This window comes from Agromyces molybdatiresistens (assembly GCF_052748445.2).
Genome location: NZ_CM188258.1, coordinates 164484 through 185727 on the forward strand (window position 1 = coordinate 164484; position 21244 = coordinate 185727).

20 protein-coding genes are annotated in these 21244 nt (G+C 72.3%); 11 read left to right on the forward strand and 9 right to left on the reverse strand.

Annotated elements, in window-relative coordinates; genetic code table 11:
* Positions 1–61: 61 nt before the first annotated feature.
* The gene (locus tag ACULK2_RS00765; protein ID WP_445967637.1) at positions 62–505 is read left to right on the forward strand and encodes a hypothetical protein; all 444 of its coding nucleotides are present in this window, start codon (positions 62–64) and stop codon (positions 503–505) included.
* Between the two features lie 9 nt (positions 506–514).
* On the opposite strand, the gene ACULK2_RS00770 is transcribed toward ACULK2_RS00765, so the two are convergent.
* The 5 genes from ACULK2_RS00770 to ACULK2_RS00790 form a co-directional block, all read right to left on the reverse strand.
* Complete coding sequence (locus tag ACULK2_RS00770; protein ID WP_445967636.1) at positions 515–904, reverse strand: DUF1304 domain-containing protein; 390 nt, start codon at positions 902–904, stop codon at positions 515–517.
* Positions 905–932: 28 nt separating this feature from the next.
* On the reverse strand, positions 933–1763 hold the full coding sequence (locus tag ACULK2_RS00775) for an ABC transporter permease (RefSeq protein WP_445967635.1): 831 nt from the start codon (positions 1761–1763) through the stop codon (positions 933–935).
* Complete coding sequence (locus ACULK2_RS00780; protein ID WP_445967634.1) at positions 1763–2719, reverse strand: ATP-binding cassette domain-containing protein; 957 nt, start codon at positions 2717–2719, stop codon at positions 1763–1765. Before ACULK2_RS00780 ends, ACULK2_RS00775 begins: the two co-directional genes overlap by 1 nt.
* A 50-nt stretch (positions 2720–2769) precedes the next feature.
* Positions 2770–3543, reverse strand: a complete 774-nt coding sequence (locus ACULK2_RS00785) for an isocitrate lyase/PEP mutase family protein (protein WP_445967633.1) — start codon at positions 3541–3543, stop codon at positions 2770–2772.
* 103 nt (positions 3544–3646) lie between these two features.
* A complete protein-coding gene (locus ACULK2_RS00790) occupies positions 3647–4855 on the reverse strand; it encodes a cysteine desulfurase-like protein (RefSeq protein WP_445967632.1) in 1209 nt (402 codons plus the stop codon).
* A 194-nt stretch (positions 4856–5049) separates the two neighbouring features.
* Here ACULK2_RS00790 and ACULK2_RS00795 point away from each other — a divergent pair, with 194 nt between their 5' ends.
* Both ACULK2_RS00795 and ACULK2_RS00800 read left to right on the forward strand, forming a co-directional pair.
* On the forward strand, positions 5050–6132 hold the full coding sequence (locus ACULK2_RS00795; RefSeq protein ID WP_445967631.1) for a serine hydrolase domain-containing protein: 1083 nt from the start codon (positions 5050–5052) through the stop codon (positions 6130–6132).
* A gap of 58 nt (positions 6133–6190) precedes the next feature.
* Positions 6191–7261 carry a serine hydrolase domain-containing protein gene (locus ACULK2_RS00800; RefSeq protein ID WP_445967630.1) on the forward strand — a complete coding sequence of 357 codons (1071 nt, stop codon included), beginning with the start codon at positions 6191–6193 and terminating at the stop codon, positions 7259–7261.
* Positions 7262–7358: 97 nt separating this feature from the next.
* Here ACULK2_RS00800 and ACULK2_RS00805 read toward each other — a convergent pair whose 3' ends face one another.
* Both ACULK2_RS00805 and ACULK2_RS00810 read right to left on the reverse strand, forming a co-directional pair.
* Positions 7359–8357: an SIS domain-containing protein gene (locus ACULK2_RS00805; protein ID WP_445967629.1), complete on the reverse strand. Its 999-nt coding sequence runs from the start codon at positions 8355–8357 to the stop codon at positions 7359–7361.
* Positions 8321–9514: a hypothetical protein gene (locus ACULK2_RS00810; protein WP_445967628.1), complete on the reverse strand. Its 1194-nt coding sequence runs from the start codon at positions 9512–9514 to the stop codon at positions 8321–8323. The genes ACULK2_RS00805 and ACULK2_RS00810 overlap by 37 nt, the downstream gene beginning before the upstream one ends.
* 120 nt (positions 9515–9634) lie before the next feature.
* Between ACULK2_RS00810 and ACULK2_RS00815 the strand changes: the two genes are divergently transcribed.
* The 4 genes from ACULK2_RS00815 to ACULK2_RS00830 are packed head-to-tail and all read left to right on the forward strand — an operon-like array spanning position 9635 to position 13632.
* Complete coding sequence (locus ACULK2_RS00815; RefSeq protein WP_445967627.1) at positions 9635–10732, forward strand: polyamine ABC transporter substrate-binding protein; 1098 nt, start codon at positions 9635–9637, stop codon at positions 10730–10732.
* A gap of 11 nt (positions 10733–10743) precedes the next feature.
* Entirely contained in the window at positions 10744–11646 is a 903-nt protein-coding gene (locus ACULK2_RS00820) for an ABC transporter permease (protein WP_445967626.1), read from the forward strand.
* Positions 11639–12493 carry an ABC transporter permease gene (locus ACULK2_RS00825; RefSeq protein WP_445967625.1) on the forward strand — a complete coding sequence of 285 codons (855 nt, stop codon included), beginning with the start codon at positions 11639–11641 and terminating at the stop codon, positions 12491–12493. Before ACULK2_RS00820 ends, ACULK2_RS00825 begins: the two co-directional genes overlap by 8 nt.
* Positions 12490–13632, forward strand: coding sequence for an ABC transporter ATP-binding protein (locus ACULK2_RS00830; RefSeq protein WP_445967624.1), 1143 nt, complete (start codon positions 12490–12492; stop codon positions 13630–13632). The genes ACULK2_RS00825 and ACULK2_RS00830 overlap by 4 nt, the downstream gene beginning before the upstream one ends.
* On the opposite strand, the gene ACULK2_RS00835 is transcribed toward ACULK2_RS00830, so the two are convergent.
* Positions 13614–14222: a TetR/AcrR family transcriptional regulator gene (locus ACULK2_RS00835; protein WP_445967623.1), complete on the reverse strand. Its 609-nt coding sequence runs from the start codon at positions 14220–14222 to the stop codon at positions 13614–13616. The two genes, ACULK2_RS00830 and ACULK2_RS00835, sit on opposite strands and share 19 nt — an antisense overlap.
* Positions 14223–14355: 133 nt before the next feature.
* Between ACULK2_RS00835 and ACULK2_RS00840 the strand changes: the two genes are divergently transcribed.
* Genes ACULK2_RS00840 through ACULK2_RS00855 form a run of 4 tightly spaced genes read left to right on the forward strand, consistent with a single transcriptional unit; the run spans position 14356 to position 20079 of the window.
* On the forward strand, positions 14356–15702 hold the full coding sequence (locus ACULK2_RS00840; RefSeq protein ID WP_445967622.1) for a glycosyltransferase: 1347 nt from the start codon (positions 14356–14358) through the stop codon (positions 15700–15702).
* Between the two features lie 5 nt (positions 15703–15707).
* Entirely contained in the window at positions 15708–17102 is a 1395-nt protein-coding gene (locus ACULK2_RS00845) for an NAD(P)/FAD-dependent oxidoreductase (protein WP_445967621.1), read from the forward strand.
* A gap of 12 nt (positions 17103–17114) precedes the next feature.
* Positions 17115–18572, forward strand: a complete 1458-nt coding sequence (locus tag ACULK2_RS00850) for an aminobutyraldehyde dehydrogenase (protein ID WP_445967620.1) — start codon at positions 17115–17117, stop codon at positions 18570–18572.
* Positions 18573–18618: 46 nt separating this feature from the next.
* Positions 18619–20079, forward strand: a complete 1461-nt coding sequence (locus ACULK2_RS00855; protein WP_445967619.1) for an LssY C-terminal domain-containing protein — start codon at positions 18619–18621, stop codon at positions 20077–20079.
* Between the two features lie 36 nt (positions 20080–20115).
* On the opposite strand, the gene ACULK2_RS00860 is transcribed toward ACULK2_RS00855, so the two are convergent.
* A complete protein-coding gene (locus ACULK2_RS00860; RefSeq protein ID WP_445967618.1) occupies positions 20116–21231 on the reverse strand; it encodes a DNA glycosylase AlkZ-like family protein in 1116 nt (371 codons plus the stop codon).
* Positions 21232–21244 lie beyond the last annotated feature (13 nt).

Below are 21244 nucleotides of genomic sequence, written 5' to 3' on the forward strand. Positions count from 1 at the left end.
ATGCCGCGTTTGTGGAGCGTCGACGACGCCGTCGACGGCGGCCTCGGGCAGGATGGTTCATATGGCCAACCTCCGCGTGCACAACGACCGGCTCGAGGTCCACCTCACGCCGGCCGAGAAGTCGCTCGCGCTCCGCAACGCCGACGTCATCGTCCAGCGCGACGACATCCGCTCGGCCATCATCACCGACGACCCGTGGATCTGGATCCGCGGCATCCGCCGGCGGGGCACCGAGGTGCCGCTCGTCCTCGCCGTCGGCGTCTGGAAGACCCACGGCGGGAGCGACTTCGTGCTCGTCAAGCGCAAGCGGCAGGCCGTCGTGCTCGAGCTGTCGGCCGGCGAGTTCGCACGTCTCGTGCTGAGCACCAGCCGGGCGACCGAGTTGATCGACAAGCTCAAGGTCGGCGCACCCGATGACGACGACGCGCACGATGCCGACGATGCCGCCCTCGCGACGAGACCCGATGCAGAGACGTTCGCGCAGGAGGAGACGAGCGGCGACTGAGGTCGTCCGTCAGGCGAACAGCAGCAGTACGAACCCGATGAGCGGCAGCGTCCCCTGCACGAGCGCGGCCCGCAGGTATCCGGGGCCGGTCGTCGTCAGCACGACCGCGGCCGCCGCCATGCACGCGGTGGTGAACAGCGTGAGTGCGAGGCCGGCGCGAGGCAGGTCCGTCCAATAGAGCCAGATGCCCGCGAGCGCCCCGATCGCGAGGAACAGGTTGTAGAACCCCTGGTTGTACGCCATCGGCCGCAGCGTCTCGGCCTGCTCGCGGTCGCGCACCCCGAACACCCGCCAGGTCGACGGCTGCATCCAGCGGACGCTCTCGAGCACGAAGATGGCGACGTGCAGCAGCGCGGCGAGCACCACCACGACGGTGCCGACGATCGCGAGGACGCTCATGGTCGGATGCTACGCCCGCGAGGGCGGCTCAGGATACGTCGCGCCGCCAGGTCGTCGCCCCGCCGACGACCGTGGTGACGACCGCGATGCCGAGGAGCACCAGCCCGCCCTGCCACCATTCGAGCGTGTCGGTCGAGCCGAGGGATGCCACACTGTAGAACGAGGCGCCCACGAGCGCGTCGCTCGCCGCACCGGGCAGGAACCGGCCGATGCTCGCCGTCACGTCGTTCAGCGAGGCCACGAGCCGCAGCACCGGCTCGAAGAACTGCGTGAACGCGATGACGATGACGATCGCGGCGACCTGGTTCGGTACGAGCGCGCCGAGCCCGACGCCGATCGCGCCCCACAGGGCCATGGCGAGGATGCCGCGGCCGACGAGCGCCCACGTGTCGCTCGAGTCGAGGCCGGTGTCGAGGCCGAACGCCGCGAGGGCAGCGGCGCCCGCGCCGACCGACGTCGCGAATCCGATGACGCCGAACACGGCGCCCACGATGAGCTGCGAGACGAACTTGCCCGAGAGCACGGTCGTGCGGTGCGGCTCGGCGAGGAACGTCGTCGTCAGCGTGCGGTGGCGGAACTCCGTCGTCACCGCCAGGGCGCCGAGGAGGACGGGGAAGACGTACCCGATCGACGACGCGAAGCTGTAGAGCAACGGCGCGAGGTCGAGTCCGGGCGGCAGGGCCGTGGTGTTGCCGGCCGACGCCGCGGCATCCGGATTCTCGGCGGCCCAACCGAGGAAGGCGCCGAAGCCGCCGGACATCAGTGCGACGTACCCGACCAGCACGATCGCGAGCAGCCACCACATGCGCGTCGTGAGGACCTTCTGGAACTCCGCGCCGATGGAACGCACGAGCGACATCACGCCTCCACCCCGCCTTCGGCGTCTCGGCCGGTTCGGCCGTCGTCGACGCCGTGACCGATGTCGCCGCCGTCGCCGACGAGGGCGAGGAACGACTCCTCGAGCCCCGACTTCAACCGGTGCAGCGAACTCAGCTCGACGCCGCCGACGAACGCCGCGTGCCCCACGACCGCGGGGTCGGGCTCGACGACGATGAGGCCGCTGCGCCCGTCGCTGTACTCGAGCCCCGCCTGGTCGAGCGCCGCGGCGAGCCGCGCCCGGTCGGGCGAATCGACCACGGTGCGCGGCGACGCGTCGAGCTCGAGACTCGAGAGCGTTCCGCTGCGCACGAGGCGACCGCGCGAGATGATGACGACCTCGTCGACGGACTGCTGCACCTCGCTCAGGAGGTGGGAGCTCACGAGGACGGTTCGGCCGTCACGAGCGAGCGCCTGCAGGAACCCGCGGATCCACTTGATGCCCTCCGGGTCGAGGCCGTTGATCGGCTCGTCGAGCACCAGCACGCGCGGATCGCCGAGGAGCGTGGTCGCGAGGGCGAGTCGCTGCCGCATGCCGAGCGAGAAGCCGCCGACGCGGCGGGACGCGAAGTCGGCCATGCCGACCTGTTCGAGCACCTCGTCGACGCGGGACGAGCGGATGCCGGCGGCGGTCGCCGTCACGCGGAGGTGATTGCGCGCCCTCCGTCCCGGGTGGAAGGCCGCGTCGAGCGCGGCGCCCACCGTCTCGAGGGGCCGCTTCAGGTCGCGGTACGCGGTGCCGCCGAATGTGGCGGTCCCCGCCGTGGGACGTTCGAGCCCGAGGAGCGTGCGCAGCGTGGTCGTCTTGCCGGCGCCGTTCGGACCGAGGAAGCCGGTCACGCGGCCCGGTTCGACCGTGAAGGTCAGGTCGTGGACCGCGGTGACGGCGCCGAAGCGCTTCGTGAGTCCGGTGATCTCGATGGTGGTCCCATCGCCCATGCGCGATCCTCTCCGTGTGCCGGTCGGCGGGCGCCGACCGTGCCGGGTTGTCAGTTCAGTGGCCGGATGCCTCTTGGCGGGACGCCGCCGGAGTAGAGCATCGCCGCGAGGTCCTGCAGTGCCCCGAGCGCGACGCGCTGCGTGAGCGGTCCGTAGGAGATCCGTGCGACCCCGAGGTCGGAGAGTCGGTCGGGCGGCGGGATGTCGGGCAGTCCGATGACGCTGACGCGGCGCCATCCGATGCCCTCGACCAGGTCGGCGATGACGTCCTCGCCGAAGTTCCCGGGCACGAAGACGCAGGTCGCACCCGCGTCGAGGTAGGCGAGGCCGCGCTCGATCGCGTCGGCAGTCCGCACGTCGAGCGGCCGGTCGCCGCCGCGGAGGAAGGCGTCGGTGCGGGCGTTGAGCGCGAACGGGACGCCCTCGGCACCGGCTGCGGCCACGGCCGCGGCGACCGCGGCGACCGCGTCGCGAAGCGGCTTCAGCTGGTCCTCGAGGTTCGCGCCGACGATGCCCTCGCCGATCGCGCGCCGGATCGTCTCGCCCGGGTCGCCGTAGCCCGCCTCGAGGTCGGCGCTCACGGGCACGTCGACGGCCCGCGCGATGCGGCCGGCCATGTCGAGCATGAGGTCCGCGGGGATGTGCTCGCCGTCGGGATACCCGAACGCGGCCGCGATCGAATGGCTCGCGGTCGCGAGCGCACGGGTCTCGGGGAGCGCGGCGACCGCGGTGGCGCTCACCACGTCCCAGACGTTGACGACCTGCAGCAGTTCGTCGTCGACGTGCAGTCGGCGCAGCTCGGCGCCGGACTCGGCGGGGGTCATGCGCCCAGACTATTGCCCGCGGGCGGCTGGGGCGGAGGAAACGCCCCGGTTCGCGCCGGTCGGGCGCGCCGGAGTCGTGTCGGGCCCCGCGTCACTCCGCGCGTCAGCGGACCGCGCGGCGGAGTCCGTCGATCAGTCGGTCGACGTCCTCGTCGTCCGTGTAGGGTGCGAGCCCGATCCGCAGCCCGCCGGCGTCGCCGAGCCCGAGGCGGCGCGACGCCTCGAGCGCGTAGAAGTTCCCGCTCGGTGCGAGCACGCGGTCGGCGGCGAGCGCCTCCGAGACGACGGATGCCTCGCGGCCGGCGAAGCTCGCGAGCAGCGTCGGGGTGCGCTGCGCGGCCCGCGAGTGCACGACCGCGCCGGGCAGGTCGGCGAGCGCCGGCTCGAGGCGGTCGAGGAGGCGGGACTCGTGCTCGTGCAGGGCGCGATACGACGCGGCGAGCCGAGTGCGGCGCGGGGCCGCGACATCCGTCTCGGGGTCGAGCGAGGCGAGCACGTCGATCGCGGCCGTCACGCCGGCGAGCAGCTCGTAGGGCAGCGTGCCGAACTCGAAGCGCTCGGGCACGACGTCGGTCGCCGGCAGGAGCTTGTCGGGTGCGATCGTCTCGAGCAGCGCAGGGTCGGCGACGAGCAGGCCGCAGTGCGGGCCGAGGAACTTGTACGGCGAGCACGTGAGGACGTCGGCGCCGAGCCCGGCGAGGTCGGGGAGTTCGTGCGCCGCGTGGTGCACGCCGTCGACGAAGAGCAGCGCCCCGGCATCGTGCACCGCGGCGGCGATCGCGGCCACGTCGGGCATGGTGCCGATGAGGTTCGACGCGGCCGTGACGGCGACGAGCCGCGTGCGCTCGGTGAGGGCGGATGCCACGGCGTCGACCGGGAGCTCGCCCGTGGCCGGGTCGAACTCCACCCAGCGGACGGTCGCACCCGCGCGCTCCGCGGCCTGCACCCACGGGCGCACGTTGGAGTCGTGGTCGAGCCGCGTGACGACGACCTCGTCGCCGGGGCCCCAGCTCCCCGACAGGTGCCGCGAGAAGTCGTAGACCAGCTGCGTCGCGCTCCGGCCGTGCACGACGCCGCGCGGGTCGGCGGCCGTGAGGTCGGCGACCGCATCGCGGAACGCCGCGACCGCGGCATCCGCCCGCTGCGCCGACTCGCCGAGCTGCCCACGGTTCGAGAGCGGGCCGGTGAGCGTCGCCGCGATCGCGTCGCCGACCTGCCGCGGCGCCTGCGTGCCGCCGGGTCCGTCGAAGAGCGCCCAGCCGTGCTCGAGCGAGGGAAACCAGGCGCGGATGCGCGCGACGTCGTAGGCCATGATCGGGAGCCTAATCGGGCCGTGCGCGCGGGCCGTGCGCGCGGCCCGTGCGCTGGACCGGGCCGGCCCGCTGGTGCATGAGGATCCGGCGGATGCTGCCGCGGAGGGCGCCGTGCGCCGGATTCTCATGCGGCGGGTTCCTGCGGGCTGGGGCGGCGGGGCCGCTCCCAGCGGCGGGGCGTAGCATTCGGCGTATGGCCGCGCACCGCGTGGCGCGCCGGCATCCGCATCCGCGCATCGCGCTCGTCGGCATCGTCGCCGCCGTCGCGGCGATGACCGGGTGCTACGCCGGCCAGCCCGTCGACCAGCTCCTCACCGGCGATGAGGTACTGCTCGCCGTCCTGCGCGAGCAGTACACGCAGGCGCGCGACCGCGTCGCGCTCGCCGTGATCGACGGGGACGAGGTGCGGACCGCGTTCGTGTCGGCCGACGCCTCGACGAGGTTCGGCCTGGGATCCGCGACGCGCGCGCTCACGGGCCTGCTGCTCGCCGACGCCGTCGAACGCGGCGAGGTCTCGCTCGAGGATCCTGTCGGCGCGTACCTCGACCTCGGCGACGCGCCGGCCGGCGCGCTGAGCCTGGGCGACCTCGCGACCCATCGCTCCGGGCTGCCGCAGAGTCCCCTCGGCCCCGAGGCGTACGAACCGGACGTCGCCGCCGACGCCGAGCCGGTCGACCGGGGCGGGCTCGATGCGCTGCTCACGCGCACCGCTGCACTCGACCTGGTTCCCGAGCTCGAGTACAACCCCAGCGACTTCGACGCGGCGCTCATCGGCCAGTCGCTCGCAGCGGCGACGGGCGTGCGGTTCGCCGACCTGCTGGCCGAGCGCGTGCTCGAGCCCGCTCGGATGGAGCACGCGATCGTGGTGGAGTCCGGGGACCTGGTTCCGGACGGGCTCGCCCAGGGGCACGACCGGCGCGGGGAACGCGAGGCCGCACGCGGAACCGGCGCATACGCTCCTGCCGTCGGGGTGACCGTCACGATCGACGATGGCGTCGCCCTCTCCCGGGCCGTGCTCGACGGGCCCTTCGCGCACAGCTCGGCACTCGAGCCGATCGCCGGGACGCGATGGCCGCAGATCGAGATCGGCTACTTCTGGGAGCACCTCTCGTCGGATGACGGAGACGTCGTCTACATCGTGGGATCCGCCGAGGGGTTCACCGGCGCAGTGCTCGCCGACCAGCGCGCTGGGCGCGCCGTGGTGCTGTTGTCCAACGCCGAGGAGGCCTGGCCGTGGTCGCGCCTGAGGCCGCTCATGCAGCTGATCGACGCGTGAGGCGCCGATGTGCCGACCGGCACTCCACTGCGCCACCGGTCGGCGTATCATCCGCAGTATGGCCACGCATCGCGTGGCGCGCCCACGCACCGTGCTCGTCGCGGCGGCGATCGCCGCGATGACGGGGTGCTACTCCGGCCAGCCGGTCGATCAGCTCCTCACGGGCGACGAGGCCCTGCTCGAGGTCGCGCGCGGCGAGTTCACCGACGCGTACGACCGGGTCGCGATGGCGGTGATCGACGGCGACGAGGTCCGGACGGCGTTCGTATCGGCCGATGAGTCGACGACGTTCGAGCTGGGCACGGCGACGAAGGCGCTGACCGGCCTGCTCCTCGCCGACGCGATCGAGCGCGGTGAGGTCGCCCTCGACGATCGCGTCGGGTCCCGCTTCGAGCTGGGCGACGCGGACGCCGCGGCCCTCACGTTGCGGGACCTCGCGACCCATCACTCCGGGCTGCCCCAGAGTCCGCTCGCGCCGGGCGCGCTCGACCCCGTCGCCTCGCGCGACGACCGGTCGGAGCAGCCCGACCTCGGCGGCCTGCGCGAACTCATCGACCGTGTCGCGCTCACCCCGACGATCGACGGGCTCGAGCACCACTACAGCGACTTCGACGCGGCGCTGGTCGGGCAGTCGGTGGCCGACGCCGCGGGTATACGATTCGGCGACCTGCTCGAGGAACGGATCCTGACGCCGCTGGGGATGGCGGATGCGACGGTCGTCGAATCCGGTGACCTGCTGCCCGAGCGCCTCGCCCAGGGTCATGACGAGTTCGGCCGACGGATGGGATCGCGGGGCGCGGGCGCCTACGCTCCAGCCGTCGGCGTGGCGGCGACCGTCGACGACGTCGTCGCGCTCGCCGAGGCCGTGCTCGACGGCAGCACTCCGGGCGCGGCGGCCCTCGAGCCGATCGCCGACACGCGCTGGCCGCGCACGCAGACCGGCTACTTCTGGGAGGTCGAGTCGCGCGAGGGCGGGGAGGTGACCTACATCCTCGGGTGGTCCCAGGGGTTCGCCTCGGCGGTCCTCGTGGATCGGCGTGCCGGGATCGCGGCGGTCCTGCTGTCGAACGTCAGGGATGACTGGCCGTGGAACGAGGCGAACGCCATCCTGGATGTCGTCCGCGAGTGAGCACTGTCGATCGACGAGCGCGAGATCGACGGGGCGCCCGCGGGGGTGCACTTCAGCTGAGCCGGTCGCGCCGGCGTGCGATCACGGTCGCAGCGTCTCAGCCGGCGGTCGTCCGGGCGTGCGGCGCGGGCCTCGCGAGTCGCCGGTCGGCGACGAGCTCGCCGAGGAGCGAGTCGGCGAGGGCGGCGACGGTCGGGTCGTCGTCGCCCGGGTAGCGCACCGTGAGCTCGGCCCCGTCGAGCCGACCCCCGATCGCGGCGAACCGGGAGCCGCGCTGGTGCATCCAGTCGAGCGCCTGCGCGTCCCACGCGGATCCGGCGTAGACGAGCGCGCGGTAGTCCTGCGTCTTCGTGAGGTACACGTCGACGTGCGACCAGTCGCCCGTCTCCGAGGCGAACGCGCCGAGGCGCGGCACCTCTCGGAGCATGAGCGCCGACTGCTGCGCGCTGGACAGCCGCTCGGCCGGGGCGATCGTCCAGGTGCCGTCGGGCCCGGTCAGCAGGTCGGCGAGCGGGTCGAGCCAGTCGGCGGATGCCTCCAGCAGCGCGGCGTTCGCCTCGGCGCCGCGTCGCACGGCCGCAGCGTCGAATCGCGCGGCAGGCGCCGTGCCGAGGAGCTCGCCGAGCACCTCGTCGAGCACGGCGAACGTCGCCCGGAACGTGCGGCAGGCGACGCCCGACGCCTCGACGCCGGCGCCGAGCGGCACGACGACGTCGGCGGCGTCCGCGAGGGGCGAGTCCGCCCGGTTGGTGATCGCGAGGAGGCGTCCCGTGCCCCGGTACCGCTCGACGGCGCGGGGCACCTCGACGCTGCCCCCCGTGGCGGACACCGCGACGACCACGAGGTCGGGCGCGGCGGGCGGGAGCAGGTCGACGCTCGCGAGCTCGACGAGCACGTTCGCGCCGACCGACCGGAAGCGTCGCGCGACGACGTCGGCAGCGTAGCGGCTGGAGCCCATGCCGACGACGAGCACACGGCCGGCGCCGAGCATGCCGAGGCGCTCGAGGCCGGGCAGCCCCGCGTCGATGGCGTCGGCGAGGCGGCCGAGCGACTCGGGGATCAGCTCGAGGTCGGCTCGGAAGGCGGCGGTGTCCACGGGTCCTCCGGGTGGTCGTCGGTCGAGGGATGGCGGTGCGTGATCGCCGCGTCGGGCGCGTAGCGCCAGCGCGGCAGGAACCGGTCGGCGTAGGTGAGTTCGGCGGCGAGCTGCTCGGCTTCGAGCCCCGGCACGAGCGCGGGATCGAACAGTCCGCTTCGCACGAGCGTCGCACGGTACGCGTCGAGCAGGTCGCTGCGGGCACGATCCGCCCACGCGAACGCCGCCGGCTCGGCGCGTCCGAGCCGCTTCTGCGCGACGGCCGCGACGAGGTCGAGCGAAACGAGCAGGTGCGCGACGTCGCGGGCCGCACCATCCGTTCGTCCGCGTTCCGACGCGTCGAGCTGCGGGTCGCCGTCGAAGTCGATCACGGTGTAGCGCGGCGGGCTGCCGGGAGAGCGCAGCACCTGCCCGACGTGCAGGTCGCCGTGCAGGTCGAACACGAGGCCGGGTGCGGTCGCGCCGAGCGAGCGGATGTCGCGGTGCACCGACGCCGCACGGTTCGCCAGTCGCGCGGCCGCGGGCCCGCCCGTCCGGGCGGTCGCCTCGAGCGCGGCGTCGAGCGCCGCCGCGGCGCGTCGCTCGCGTGCGGCGGCTGCGTCGTCGGGGGCGGGCGCGGCGTCGGCACCCAGCACATCGTGCAGTCGCGCGACCGTCGCACCCAGGATCGCAGGGAAGTCGGGCTCCGGCGCGCCGTCCGCGAGCAGCGCGACGACGTCGTCGACGGCCCAGTCCCAGCCGTCCTGCGCGCCGGGGAGGTACTCGGTGACGACCGCGAGCGTCGAGGTGCCCCGGGTCGGGTGGCGCCAGTCGACGCGGCCGGCGTAGCCGGCGACATCCGTCGACCCGGCGTCGGCCAGCCGTTCGAGCAGGTGCGCGGCGCGCTCGGCCGCGGCCCAGCGGCCCACGACCTTCACGACCAACCGCTCGTCGACGATCACCGACGTGTTCGTCTGGTCGACGGCGATCGCCCGTTCCGCGGCATCCGCGGGCACGCTCGGATCGACGAGTCGTGCCAGCTCTCGCGCGATGCCGTCGCCCGCCGAGGGACGGGCGTCGGACCCGACCCCGCCGTCGAACACGACCCCGTCGTCGGGCGCGACGAAGACCGCACGGCCGGCGATCTCGGGCCGCTCGCCACCGAGCACTGAGTTCATTGAATCTGGATTGTAACAACTGTGCAAAACCCGCTCTAGAGCGTCCTGAAGACCATTGCGGTTTCTTGATGCCCGGTGCAACAATTCCTCAACCTTTCCGACGTCCCCAGGAGGTACCACATGCCCACCACGCGTCGCATCCTCGGCGCCGCCGCCGGCACGGTCGCCCTCGCCTTCGCCGTCACCTCATGTTCCACCGGTGGCGGAGACGAGGCGCTCGACCCCGACGCCGACCTCACCCAGCAGACCCTCACGGTCTCGATCTGGGCCGACTACTACCCCGAAGACCTCGCCGAGCAGTTCGAGGAGGCCACGGGCGTCACGACCACGATCGTCAACCACACGACCAACGAAGACGTCGTCGCGAAGCTCACCGCGAGTTCCGACCCCGGCATCGACGTCGCATTCGTGTCCGGCCAGTACGCGCAGGCGCTCGCCGAGCAGGGCATCCTCGCCGAGCTCGACAAGGACCTGATCCCGAACGAGGAGAACCTCTACCCCGAGGCGCTCGAGCTCGACTACGACCCGGGCAACGTCTACTCCGAGCCGTACGCGTGGGGCACCACGGGCCTCTGCTACCGCCCCGACCTGACGGGCTTCGAGCCGACCTCGTGGAACGACCTGCTGAATCCGGTCGACGAACTCGTCGGCAAGACGACGATGCTCTCCACCGACCGATGGCTCTCGATGCCCGCGCTCAAGGCCGCCGGCCACTCCCTGAACACGACCGACGACGCCGAGCTCGAGGAGGCGAAGGCCCAGCTCATCGAGACGAAGTCGACCCTGCTCGCGTACGACGACACGACCTTCTACTCCAAGCTCGTCTCGGGCGAGGCGGCGATGGTCGAGGCGTGGGACGGCTGGTGCAACTACGGCATCGCCGAGAACCCCGAGATCGAGTTCGTCGTTCCCGAGGAGGGCGCCGACCTCTGGGTCGACACCATGACCGTGCTCGAGTCGTCGGAGAACAAGGAGGCCGCCATGGCCTTCATCGACTTCATCCTCGACCCCGAGATCCAGACCTGGGTCGCCGAGAACATCCTCTACAAGGTGCCGAACCAGGCCGCCATGGAGGCCCTGGACCCGGCCCTCGTCGAGTCGTACCCGACCCTCGGCATCACGGTCGACGAACTCTTCGAGCAGGAGGTGATCGTCGACCTCGGCGAGGACTCGCTGAAGTACGTCGACCTGAACGCCGAGGTCCTCGCCACCAACTGACCCGGAGCCACGTGACCACCGCGAACGAGAAGGCGGCCCCCGCCGTGCGCGCCCAGCGCGCCCGGCGGGGGCTCGCCGCCGCGCCGTTCCTCGGGCCCGGCATGCTCTTCCTCATCGTCTTCATGGCGATCCCGGTCGGGCTGCTGGCGTTCTACACCTTCTTCGAGCGCGGCCGCTTCGGCGGTCTCGTCTTCGAGTTCACGCTCGACAACTGGGCGAAGCTCGCCGAGCCGCTCTACGTCGGGGTCATCCTGCAGTCGATCGGCCTGGCGCTGGTCGTCACGCTGCTCGCCCTGCTGATCGGCTACCCGATGGCGTACGCCATCGCGGGCCTCTCGCCGAAATGGCGCACGATCGCGCTCATCGCCGTCGTGCTGCCGTTCTGGACCAACTTCCTGATCCGCACCTACGCGTGGATCCTGCTGCTCAACAACGCGGGGTTCGTGAACCAGTGGCTCCAGGGCCTCGGGCTGATCGACGACCCGATCTCGATGCTGTACACGCCGCAGGCGATCGTCGTCGGGCTGCTGTACATGTACCTGCCGCTCATGGTGCTGCCGCTCTACGCATCGCTGCAGCAGCTCGACCCCTCGCTCCGCGAGGCCGCGACGAACCTCGGCGCCTCGCCGTGGCGAGCCTTCCGCACGATCACGCTGCCGCTGTCGCTTCCCGGCGCCCTGACCGGATGCATCTTCGTGTTCGTGCCGGCGATGTCGAACTTCGTGATCCCGGAACTCATCGGCGGCGGCAAGACGATCATGATCGGCAACCTCGTCCGCGACCAGTTCTTCGAGGCGCGCGACTGGCCGTTCGGCGCGACGCTCGCCCTGGTGCTCACCCTCCTGCTCGTCGTCGTCATCGTGGTGCAGGCCGCCGTGACGCGGCGCCTGAACGAAGGACCGCGCCGTGGCTGAGACGACGACGGGCGCCGCACCGACGACGCCGACGACGGATGGCGCGCACGCGCCGGACACGAGGGCCGCGCGTCGCGGCCGGCCCCGCGGCATCCTCGTGCCCCTCTGGCTCGGCTACGCCTTCCTCTACCTGCCGATCCTCGTCGTCGTCGTGATGAGCTTCAACGAGTCGCGGAACCTCTTCGTCTGGACGGGGTTCTCGCTGCGGTGGTACCCCGAGCTGTTCTCCGACGGGGCGATGATGCAGGGCCTCGGGAACACCCTCATCGTGGCGACGGGGGCGACGCTCATCGCGACCGTCCTCGGCACGCTGCTCGCCTACGGGATCCAGCACTACACGCGCGGCGGGCTGATCCGGGCGTTCGCGATCGCGCCGGCGATCCTGCCCGACCTGCTGCTCGGCATCGGCCTCCTCACGTTCTTCTCGCTGCTGAGCGTGTCGCTCGGGCTGCACTCGGTGATCCTCGCGCACGCCGTGTTCGCCACCGCGTTCGTCACGGCGATCGTGCTCGCGCGCATGGCGAACCTCGACCCGAGCCTCGAGGAGGCGTCGCGCGACCTCGGCATGGGGCCGGCGAAGACATTCCTTCGGATCACCCTGCCGCAGCTCGCGCCCGGGATCGTCGCCGGCGCACTGCTCGCCTTCACGCTCTCGCTCGACGAGTTCGTGATCGCGTTCTTCACGACCGCGCCGACCCAGCCGACGCTGCCGATCGTCATCTACTCGATGGTGCGCTTCGGCGTCACCCCCGAGGTCAACGCCCTCGCCACCCTCCTGCTGCTCGTGAGCATCGTCGCGGTGATCTCGGCGCAGCGCCTCACCCGACTGACAGGAACTCCCCGATGACCGCCGCACCGACCGCCGAACCCCTGCTCCGCGTCGACGGCGTCCGCGCCGTGTACGGCGACACCGTCGCCCTGCACGACGTCTCGCTCGACATCGCGCACAACGAGTTCTTCGCCCTGCTCGGGCCGTCGGGCTGCGGAAAGACCACGCTGCTGCGCTCGATCGCCGGGTTCGAGACGCCCGCCGCCGGTCGGATCACCGTGGACGGCCTCGACCTGCTGGGCCTGCCCGCGCACAGGCGGCCGGTGAACATGATGTTCCAGAGCTACGCCCTGTTCCCGCACCTGTCGGTCGAGCGGAACATCGCCTACGGCCTGGAGGCCGAGGGCGTCGGCCGCACCGAGATCCGCGAGCGCGTCGGCGAGGTGATGGAGGTCGTGCGGCTCGGACACCTCGCACGGCGCCGTCCCGCCCAGCTCTCCGGCGGGCAGCGGCAACGCGTCGCGCTCGCGCGCGCGATCGTGAAGCGGCCGAAGCTGCTGCTGCTCGACGAGCCCCTCTCGGCGCTCGACCGTCAGGTTCGCGCCTCCATGCAGCTCGAACTGAAGCGCCTGCAGCACGAGGTCGGGCTCACGTTCGTCGTCGTCACGCACGACCAGGAGGAGGCCATGTCGATGGCCGACCGCATCGCCGTGCTCAACGAGGGCCGCCTCGAGCAGCTGGCGAGCCCGCAGGAGCTGTACGCCGAGCCCGTCTCGCGGTTCGTCGCCGCGTTCATCGGCACCGCGAACCTGCTCGACGGCGACGCGGCCGCCGACGGCGTCGAGGTGCCCGGCATCGGACTCGTGCGCGCCGGGCATCCGCTCCCCGCGGGGACGCCGGCGACAGCGGTCGTCCGTCCCGAGGACGTCACCGTCGGCGTCGACGTCTCGGGCGGTCTCCGGGGCACGGTCGTCGACACGTATTTCCTCGGCGGCGCCACGACGATCTCGGTCGAGGTGCCAGGGCTGCCCGCGCCCGTCCTCGCCAGCGTGCACGGCGCGACGCGGCTCGCCCGAGGCGCCGAGGTCGGCGTGACCTTCGGGCGGGCGACGGCGGTGCGACGCGACCCGTCGCAGCCGCCCTCGTACGGGACGACGGTCCCGACCACCGCCATCCCCGTGGCGGATGCCGCGGAGGCTCAGGACGTCAGCGCGTGACCCGTCGCGAGCCGCGCGTACTCGCGCAGGAGCTCGGCCGCCGAGGCGCGGTCGATCGTCGGGTGCTTGGCGACGATGCGGTAGCCGTACGCGTCCTCGAGCGCGACGAGATTGCGCGCGATGACGAGCGTCGGCTGCGCGAGCATGAAGAGCCCGCGCGCCGCGCCCTGCTCGAGCACGACCTGGTACATGCCGACCTGGCGGTCGTACAGCGTCGTGAGCAGCGACGCCATGAGCGGATTGCGGCCCGCGGACCCGCCGAGCTCGCAGAGCAGGCGCACCTCGGTGTCGTCGGATCCGCTCGGCAGGCCCGAGTCGATGAGGGCCACCAGTCGCGCGACGGGGTCGTCGGGCAGGCCCTCGAGCATGCGCACGCGGCCCTCGTAGAAGCGCTCCATGCCGGCGCGGTTGGCCTCGAACATGAGCTCGTCGATGTCGGGGTAGTAGTACAGCACCGCGCCGGAGGTGAGCCCGGCCTCCTCGGCCACGCGGTTGAGGCGCGCGCCGTCGGGACCGTGCATCGCGATCGCGCGCTGCGCCGCCGCCACCAGCTGGCTGCGCCGCTCCTCCTGCCGCTTGGGCCTCGCCATGGTGCTCCCTCCCGAGCGGACAGATTGTCTGCACCGCCCCGCAATGTTAGCCCGAAATGTCCGCACAGGACAGGCTTTCCAGCCCGCTGAATTCTCTATAACCTGCTGCAAAGAATCGATGAACGGAGTCGCAATGACCGACCCTCGCCGCACCTTCCTCTTCATGCCCGAGAGCGCCTACGGCCCCACCAACAACTGCATCGGCATCGCCAACGAACTGCTCAAGCATGGCCACCGCGTCGTGTTCGCCGCCGAGCGGTCGTGGGAGGGCAAGCTCACCGCGCTCGGCTTCGAGGAGGACCTCGTCGACCTCGCCCCGGTGGAGGAGCCCGCCGAGGGCGAGGAGCAGGCCGAGCAGGACGCCGGCCAGTTCTGGAAGGACTACATCAAGGCGGTCGCCCCGGAGTTCCGGAAGACGACCGCCGAGCAGCTGGAGACCGTGACGCTTCCCATCTGGGAGGAGCTCGTGAACGGTGCGAAGTACTGCGAGCCGCAGCTGAAGGACATCATCTCCCGCGTGCGCCCCGACGTCGTCGTCGAGGACAACGTGCTCGCGTTCCCCGCGCTCGTCACGGCCGGCGTGCCGTTCGTCCGCATCGTCAGCTGCAACCCGCTGGAGATCCCCGGCGACGACATCGCGCCGGTCTTCTCCGGCCTCGGCAAGGACGACCGTGAGGGCTGGGCCGCCTTCCGCGCCGAGTACGAGCGCACGCACCGACCGCTCTGGGAGTCGTTCGACGCGTGGGTCCAGGAGCAGGGCGCGCCGCCGCTGCCCGACCTCGAGTTCATCCACACGGGTGATGCGAACCTCTACGTCTACCCCGAGGAGCTCGACTACACGGTCGCGCGTCCCCTCGGCGAGTCCTGGCACCGCCTCGATTCCTCGGTCCGCGAGACCGAGGAGGCCCCGGGCGACCTGCCTGCGACGTTCACGGACGGCGCCCGACCGCTCGTCTACTTCAGCCTCGGCTCGCTCGGCTCGGCCGATGTGGAGCTCATGCAGCGAGTGATCGACGCGCTCGCCGAGCTGCCCGTCAACGTCATCGTCTCGAAGGGCCCGCTGCACGACGAGTTCGAGCTCGCCGACAACATGTGGGGTGCCGAGTTCCTGCCGCAGACCAAGCTTCTGCCGCTCGCCGACCTCGTCATCACGCACGGGGGCAACAACACCACGACCGAGGCCATGCACTTCGGCAAGCCGATGATCCTGCTGCCGCTCTTCTGGGACCAGTACGACAACGCGCAGCGCGTCGACGAGCAGGGCTACGGCCGCCGCCTCGACACCTACGGCTTTACGGCCGACGAGCTGCGCGCGGCGGTCACCGAGCTCCTCGCCGACGACGCGCTCCGCGCCCGTTCCGAAGCGGCGGGCGCCGCCATCCGCTCGCGTCACGGCGTCGCGAAGGCCGCCGAGATCATCGCCGGCGTCGGGCTCCCGGTCGGTGCCGGCGTCGGCGCCGGCTCCGCGGGGGTCGAGTGAGCGCGATGACGGATGCCGCGGCGATCTCGGACGCCGCACCGCGACCCTACTGGACCGACCGTCCCGAGGCGCCGTCCCCGCGCGACGCCCTCGCGGGTCGGCACGAGGCCGACCTCGTCGTCGTCGGCGCCGGGTTCACCGGCCTGTGGGCGGCATGGCGGGCGCTCGAGCGCGGGGACGCGGCATCCGTCGTCGTGCTCGAGGCCGAGCGCATCGGCTACGGGGCCAGCGGCCGCAATGGCGGGTTCGTCGCCTCGTCGCTCACGCACGGACTCGCGCACGGCACCATGGTCTGGCCCGACCAGGTCGGCGCGCTGCACGAGGAGGGCGAGCGGAATCTCGCGGACCTCGTGGCGACGATCGAGGCGGCGGGCATCGACTGCGACCTGCGGCGCGTCGGCAAGACGACGCTCGCGGTGGAGGAGTGGCAGGTCGCGGGGCTCCGCGAGGCAGCCGAGCTCGGCGAGCGGCACGGTGTCGCGCTCGAGCTGCAGTCGCGCGACGAGGTGCAGGCCGACGTGCACTCGCCGACCTACCTCGGAGGGCTCCGCGACCGCACGGGCACAGTGCTCGTCGACCCGGCACGGCTCGCGTGGGGCATGGCGGCCGAGCTCGAACGGCGGGGCGTGCGGATCCATGACGGCTCGCGCGTGACCGGGATCGATCGCGCCGGCGCGCGAGTCGTGCTGCGTACAGCAGGCGGCGAGGTGCTCGCGCGCGCGGCGATCGTGGCGACCGCCGCATACCCAGCGCCGCTCAAGCGACTCGGGTCGTACATCATGCCGCTCTACGATCACGTGCTCATCACCGAGCCGCTCACGACCGCGCAGCGCGAGTCGATCGGATGGGCCGAGGGCCAGGGGCTCACCGACGCGGGCAACCAGTTCCACTACTACCGGCCGACGGCCGACGGCCGGATCCTGTTCGGCGGGTGGGACGCGGTGTACCACCGCGGGGGACGGGTCGACAGCGCGTACGAGCAGCAGGGCGGGTCCCATGCGCTGCTCGCGCGCCACTTCGCCGAGACGTTCCCGCAGCTCGCCGGCATCCGCTTCACCCATCGCTGGGCGGGGCCGATCGACTCGACCACCCGTTTCACGGCGGCATACGGCACCGCCCGCGGCGGGCGCGTCGCCTACGCCGTCGGGCACACCGGCCTCGGCGTGGGCGCCTCGCGGTTCAGCGCGGATGTCGCCCTCGACCTCCTCGCGGGGGAGCCGACCTCGCGACTGCGCTACGACATCGTGCGGCGACGGCCCTTCCCCGTCCCGCCCGAGCCGTTCCGCAACCCGATCATCCAGTACACCCGGCGCAGCATCCTCGCCGCCGACGCGCACGAGGGCCGGCGCAACCTGTGGCTTCGGACCCTCGACCGCTTCGGACTCGGCTTCAACTCCTGAAAGGCACCACCCATGACCACCACCGGCACCTTCATCGGCGAGTACCGCGCCGGCACGGGCGGGGACGCCGTCATCGTGAACCCCGCGAGCGAGGAGGAGGTCGCGGCCTACCGCGAGTCCGGCCTCGCCGACGTCGACCAGGCCGCCGCCGCGGCCCGCGCCACCCAGCCCGCCTGGGCCGCGAAGACGCCGGGCGAGCGCTCGCTCGCGCTGCTCCGCCTCGCCGACGCGATCGAGGCCGACGCCGAGCACCTCGCGACGCTCGAGGTCGAGGACTCCGGCAAGCCGTGGACGACGGCGTTCGACGGCGAGCTCCCCTTCGCCATCGACAACCTGCGCTTCTTCGCCGGCGCTGCGCGCTCGCTCGACGGCACCGGCGCCGGGTCCCTCTCGAACGGCTACACGTCGATCCTCACGCGCCGCCCCGTCGGCGTGGTCGCCGGCATCACGCCGTGGAACTTCCCCCTCATCATGGCGATCTGGAAAGCCGGTCCCGCGCTCGCCGCGGGCAACGCGGTGATCGTGAAGCCCGCGCCCGCGACGCCGCGCACCACGCTGCGGCTCGCCGAGCTCGCGGTCGAGGCGGGCCTCCCCGCGGGCCTGTTCAACGTCGTGACGGGCGATGCCGAGGTCGGCCAGGCGCTCGTCGCGCACCGCGAGGTCGACATGGTGAGCGTCACCGGATCGACGCAGACCGGCAAGGCCGTGATGCGGGGCGCCGTCGAGGGCGTGAAGCGCGTGCACCTCGAGCTCGGCGGCAAGGCGCCCGTCATCGTCTTCTCCGACGCCGACCTCGGTGCGATGGCGCAGGCGGTCGCGCTCGGCGCGACCTACAACACGGGCCAGGACTGCACGGCCGCGACCCGCGTCTACCTCGAGCGGTCGGTGTTCGACGACGGCGTCGCCGCGTTGCGTCAGGCCCTCGCCCGCGTCGTCGCGGGCGATCCGATGGATGCCGACACCCACATCGGCCCCCTCATCTCACGGGCGCACCGGGACCGCGTCGACGGATTCGTGAGCCGCGCGCTCGCGGAGGGCGCCGAGGCCCTCGTCGGCGGTCGTGCCATCGACCGCGTGGGCTCGTACTACGAACCCACGCTGCTCGTCGGCGCGCCCCAGTCGTCGGAGATCGTGCAGGGCGAGGTCTTCGGCCCGGTGCTCGTCGCGCTGCCGTTCGATGGCGAGGCCGACGGCATCCGTCTCGCGAACGACAGCGCCTACGGGCTCGCCTCGTCGGTGTGGACCTCGGACGTCGCCCGCGCGATGCGCGTCAGCCAATCGCTCGACGTCGGCGTCACCTGGGTCAACGACCACCTGCCGATCGCCTCGGAGGCCCCGCACGGCGGGGTGAAGGGCTCCGGCTTCGGCAAGGACATGTCGCTCGAGCCACTGCTCGACTACTCGGTCACGCGACACCTGATGATCCGCCACGCTCCGCCGCCCGAGACCTCGGGCTTCCGCCCCGCCTGAGCGCGATCGCCCGCCCCGACGGGCCGCCCGGCGTTACCATGCAGGCATGTCGGGGGATGTCGCGGACGAGAAGCCCCCGCCGCCGCTGCCGCCGCGCATGTCGCTCTCCCGGCTGCTCGACGGGTTCTTCTTCGTCTTCGCCGGTGCCGCCGCGGTGTGGCTCGCGTGGCTGCTCTTCAACCAGTCGTTCGAGTTCGGCTGGGCGGGCATCGGGTTCTTCCTCGTGTTCTGGATCGTGCTCGCCTACCTCGTGCTTCCGAGGCTGCACCGCATCCTCACGACGATCTACGTGCCCGACTACTTCATCGGTCGCACGCGCACGAGCGACGGCCTGCTGGGCGACCCCGTGAACCTCGCGTTCGACGGCGAGGAGGAGGCGCTGCACGCCGCGATGCGCGTGGCGGGCTGGACCCGGGCCGACGACGTCACTCTCGCGTCGAGCCGGCGGATCATCACGTCGACCCTCACCCGGCGGAGCTACGACGAGGCGCCCGTCAGCCCGCTCTTCCTGTTCGGTGAGAAGCAGGACTTCGCCTACCAGCAGGAGGTCGCCGGCAACCCCGCGAAGCGGCACCACGTGCGGTTCTGGCGCACGCCCGACGGCTGGCTCCTGCCCGGCGGGCGTCGCGTCGACTGGCTGGCGGCCGGCACGTTCGATCGCGCGGTCGGCTTCTCGCTCTTCACCCTGCAGGTGACGCACAAGATCGACGCCGACATCGACGTCGAGCGCGACCACATCGTGGCGACGCTGGTCGATTCCGACCCGAGCGTGCGGGTCGAGATCCTCGGCGACTTCTCGACCGGCTACCACTCGCGCAACGGCGGCGGCGACACCATCCGCACGGACGGCGACCTCCCCATCGTGCGCGTCGGCCCCCCGACCGTGGCCCCGGCGGGGGCCGAGTGGGCGACGGAGGTCGCAGCGAGCGTCACCGGGGGCCCCGAGACATCCGTCGAACGTGGCGGCGCGGCGACCTCCACCGGGGTCGGCGAGGATCCGGTCGCCAAGCGCGCCGCGTTCGAGTCACCGCTGCGGTTGGCCGAGCGCGAGCCGGTGAGACGGATGCCGCGGCCCGCGGCGACCGCGTTCGGCGCCGCGGTCGTCGTGCTCCGGGTCCTGGCGGGCATCGTGTGGATCGTCGCGATCGCGCTCCAGTGGGATGAGCTGCTGCGCGAGGAGTTCGACATCGTCGTGACGGGAGACGCCGCCGCGCGCCTCGCCCTCGTTGTCGTGGTCGTCGCCGGAGCGGTGGTGCTCGCGATCGAACTGCTGCTGGCGGTGCGCATCTGGGCGGGCGGCAACCTCTCGCGCATCGTCGTGATGATCTTCGCGACGATCAGCATCACCGGCACGGCTGCCGAGTCGTTCCTCGGAGACGCCGAGGTCACGGTGCGCACCACGTTCATCGCGGTCGCACTCGACATCCTCGTGCTGCTCGCGCTCTCGAGCCGTGACGCGCGGGCGTTCGCGCGGCAGCCCCGGCGGCGGCGCACCCGCGGGACCTGACGGGCCGCCGGAGGCGGTGAGCCGAGGCCGCCCGGCTCACGCCAACCCGATCGCCCTCCCGCTGAGCTCGAGCCCGAGCCATCCGGCCAGCGAGTCGAGCTCGCCGAAGACGGCCTCGACGACGTCGCGCGTGAACGGCGCGTCCTCGTGGATCGCGTCGACCCGGAGCACGCCCGCAGCGCGATCGGCGGTCGCATCGACCTTGCCCACGAGCCGGTCGCCGTGCAGGATCGGCATCGCCCAGTAGCCCCACCGGCGCTGGCCCTTCGGTTTGTACATCTCGAGCACGTACTCGTAGTCGAAGAGCTCGTCGAGCCGTCGCCGGTCGAACACGAGGCGGTCGAGCGGCGACAGGAGCGCGGTGCGCGGCGCGAGCGGCTCGTCGATGCGGTCGAGCGCCACGGGGTCGATGCGCCACGTGCCCCTGAGCCCCTCGACATGAGCGGGCTCGCCGATGCCGCGCGTGTCGATCGGCTCACCCGGCGAGCTCGCCCCGCGCCCCTCGCGGAGGATGCCGAGCGAGGCCAGTCGACGCTCGTTCCTGCGACGGTGGGCCTCGTCGGCGTCGAGCTCGTCGCCCACTGCCGCGGGAGGGTGGACCCGCTCGGCGACGTCCCACAGCCGGGCGCCGTCGCGCCGGCCCGACACCGCGACCTCGCCGCGGGCGGCGAGCACCTCGAGCATGCGCTGCACGTTCTTGTCGTTCGTCCATCCCGTCGAGGACCAGGGCACCACGGACGTGTCGGGGATCTCGGTCGCCGCGAGCGGACCCTCGGCCGAGAGCCTGATCAGGAGGTCGCCGCGGAACGATGCGTTGGCAGCGAGCCAGTTCCGCGTCGCCTCGTAGGTGGGCGCGGCGCGCATGACCGGCCGGAACAGCGCGAGATCGTCCATCGGCCGCACCATCATGTCGAGCTCGAACACCGTTCGGTCGACCTCGAGCGCGCGCGTGAGCTCGGCGGGGTCGTACGACTCGCCGAGCCGGCTCCACAGCACGAGGTCGGCGCTCGGCGCCACCGCCGAGACGGGGTCGACCTTGAGGAACGTGAGCCGCTGCACCACGTCGAGCACGTCGGCGGGCCGCTCGGCGTCGAGCGCCTGCGCTCGCACCGCGATCCGGCGCGCCTGCGCGCGCGTCACCTCGACGACCATGCCGCCACGTTAC

Excerpts from the sequence above, each read along its gene's own strand:
- ACULK2_RS00765 (WP_445967637.1), top strand. The coding sequence starts at position 62 with ATGGCCAACCTCCGCGTGCACAACGACCGGCTCGAGGTCCACCTCACG.
- ACULK2_RS00770 (WP_445967636.1), bottom strand. The coding sequence starts at position 904 with ATGAGCGTCCTCGCGATCGTCGGCACCGTCGTGGTGGTGCTCGCCGCG.
- ACULK2_RS00775 (WP_445967635.1), bottom strand. The coding sequence starts at position 1,763 with ATGTCGCTCGTGCGTTCCATCGGCGCGGAGTTCCAGAAGGTCCTCACG.
- ACULK2_RS00780 (WP_445967634.1), bottom strand. The coding sequence starts at position 2,719 with ATGGGCGATGGGACCACCATCGAGATCACCGGACTCACGAAGCGCTTC.
- ACULK2_RS00785 (WP_445967633.1), bottom strand. The coding sequence starts at position 3,543 with ATGACCCCCGCCGAGTCCGGCGCCGAGCTGCGCCGACTGCACGTCGAC.
- ACULK2_RS00790 (WP_445967632.1), bottom strand. The coding sequence starts at position 4,855 with ATGGCCTACGACGTCGCGCGCATCCGCGCCTGGTTTCCCTCGCTCGAG.
- ACULK2_RS00795 (WP_445967631.1), top strand. The coding sequence starts at position 5,050 with ATGGCCGCGCACCGCGTGGCGCGCCGGCATCCGCATCCGCGCATCGCG.
- ACULK2_RS00800 (WP_445967630.1), top strand. The coding sequence starts at position 6,191 with ATGGCCACGCATCGCGTGGCGCGCCCACGCACCGTGCTCGTCGCGGCG.
- ACULK2_RS00810 (WP_445967628.1), bottom strand. The coding sequence starts at position 9,514 with ATGAACTCAGTGCTCGGTGGCGAGCGGCCCGAGATCGCCGGCCGTGCG.
- ACULK2_RS00815 (WP_445967627.1), top strand. The coding sequence starts at position 9,635 with ATGCCCACCACGCGTCGCATCCTCGGCGCCGCCGCCGGCACGGTCGCC.
- ACULK2_RS00830 (WP_445967624.1), top strand. The coding sequence starts at position 12,490 with ATGACCGCCGCACCGACCGCCGAACCCCTGCTCCGCGTCGACGGCGTC.
- ACULK2_RS00835 (WP_445967623.1), bottom strand. The coding sequence starts at position 14,222 with ATGGCGAGGCCCAAGCGGCAGGAGGAGCGGCGCAGCCAGCTGGTGGCG.
- ACULK2_RS00840 (WP_445967622.1), top strand. The coding sequence starts at position 14,356 with ATGACCGACCCTCGCCGCACCTTCCTCTTCATGCCCGAGAGCGCCTAC.
- ACULK2_RS00845 (WP_445967621.1), top strand. The coding sequence starts at position 15,708 with ATGACGGATGCCGCGGCGATCTCGGACGCCGCACCGCGACCCTACTGG.
- ACULK2_RS00850 (WP_445967620.1), top strand. The coding sequence starts at position 17,115 with ATGACCACCACCGGCACCTTCATCGGCGAGTACCGCGCCGGCACGGGC.
- ACULK2_RS00855 (WP_445967619.1), top strand. The coding sequence starts at position 18,619 with ATGTCGGGGGATGTCGCGGACGAGAAGCCCCCGCCGCCGCTGCCGCCG.
- ACULK2_RS00860 (WP_445967618.1), bottom strand. The coding sequence starts at position 21,231 with ATGGTCGTCGAGGTGACGCGCGCGCAGGCGCGCCGGATCGCGGTGCGA.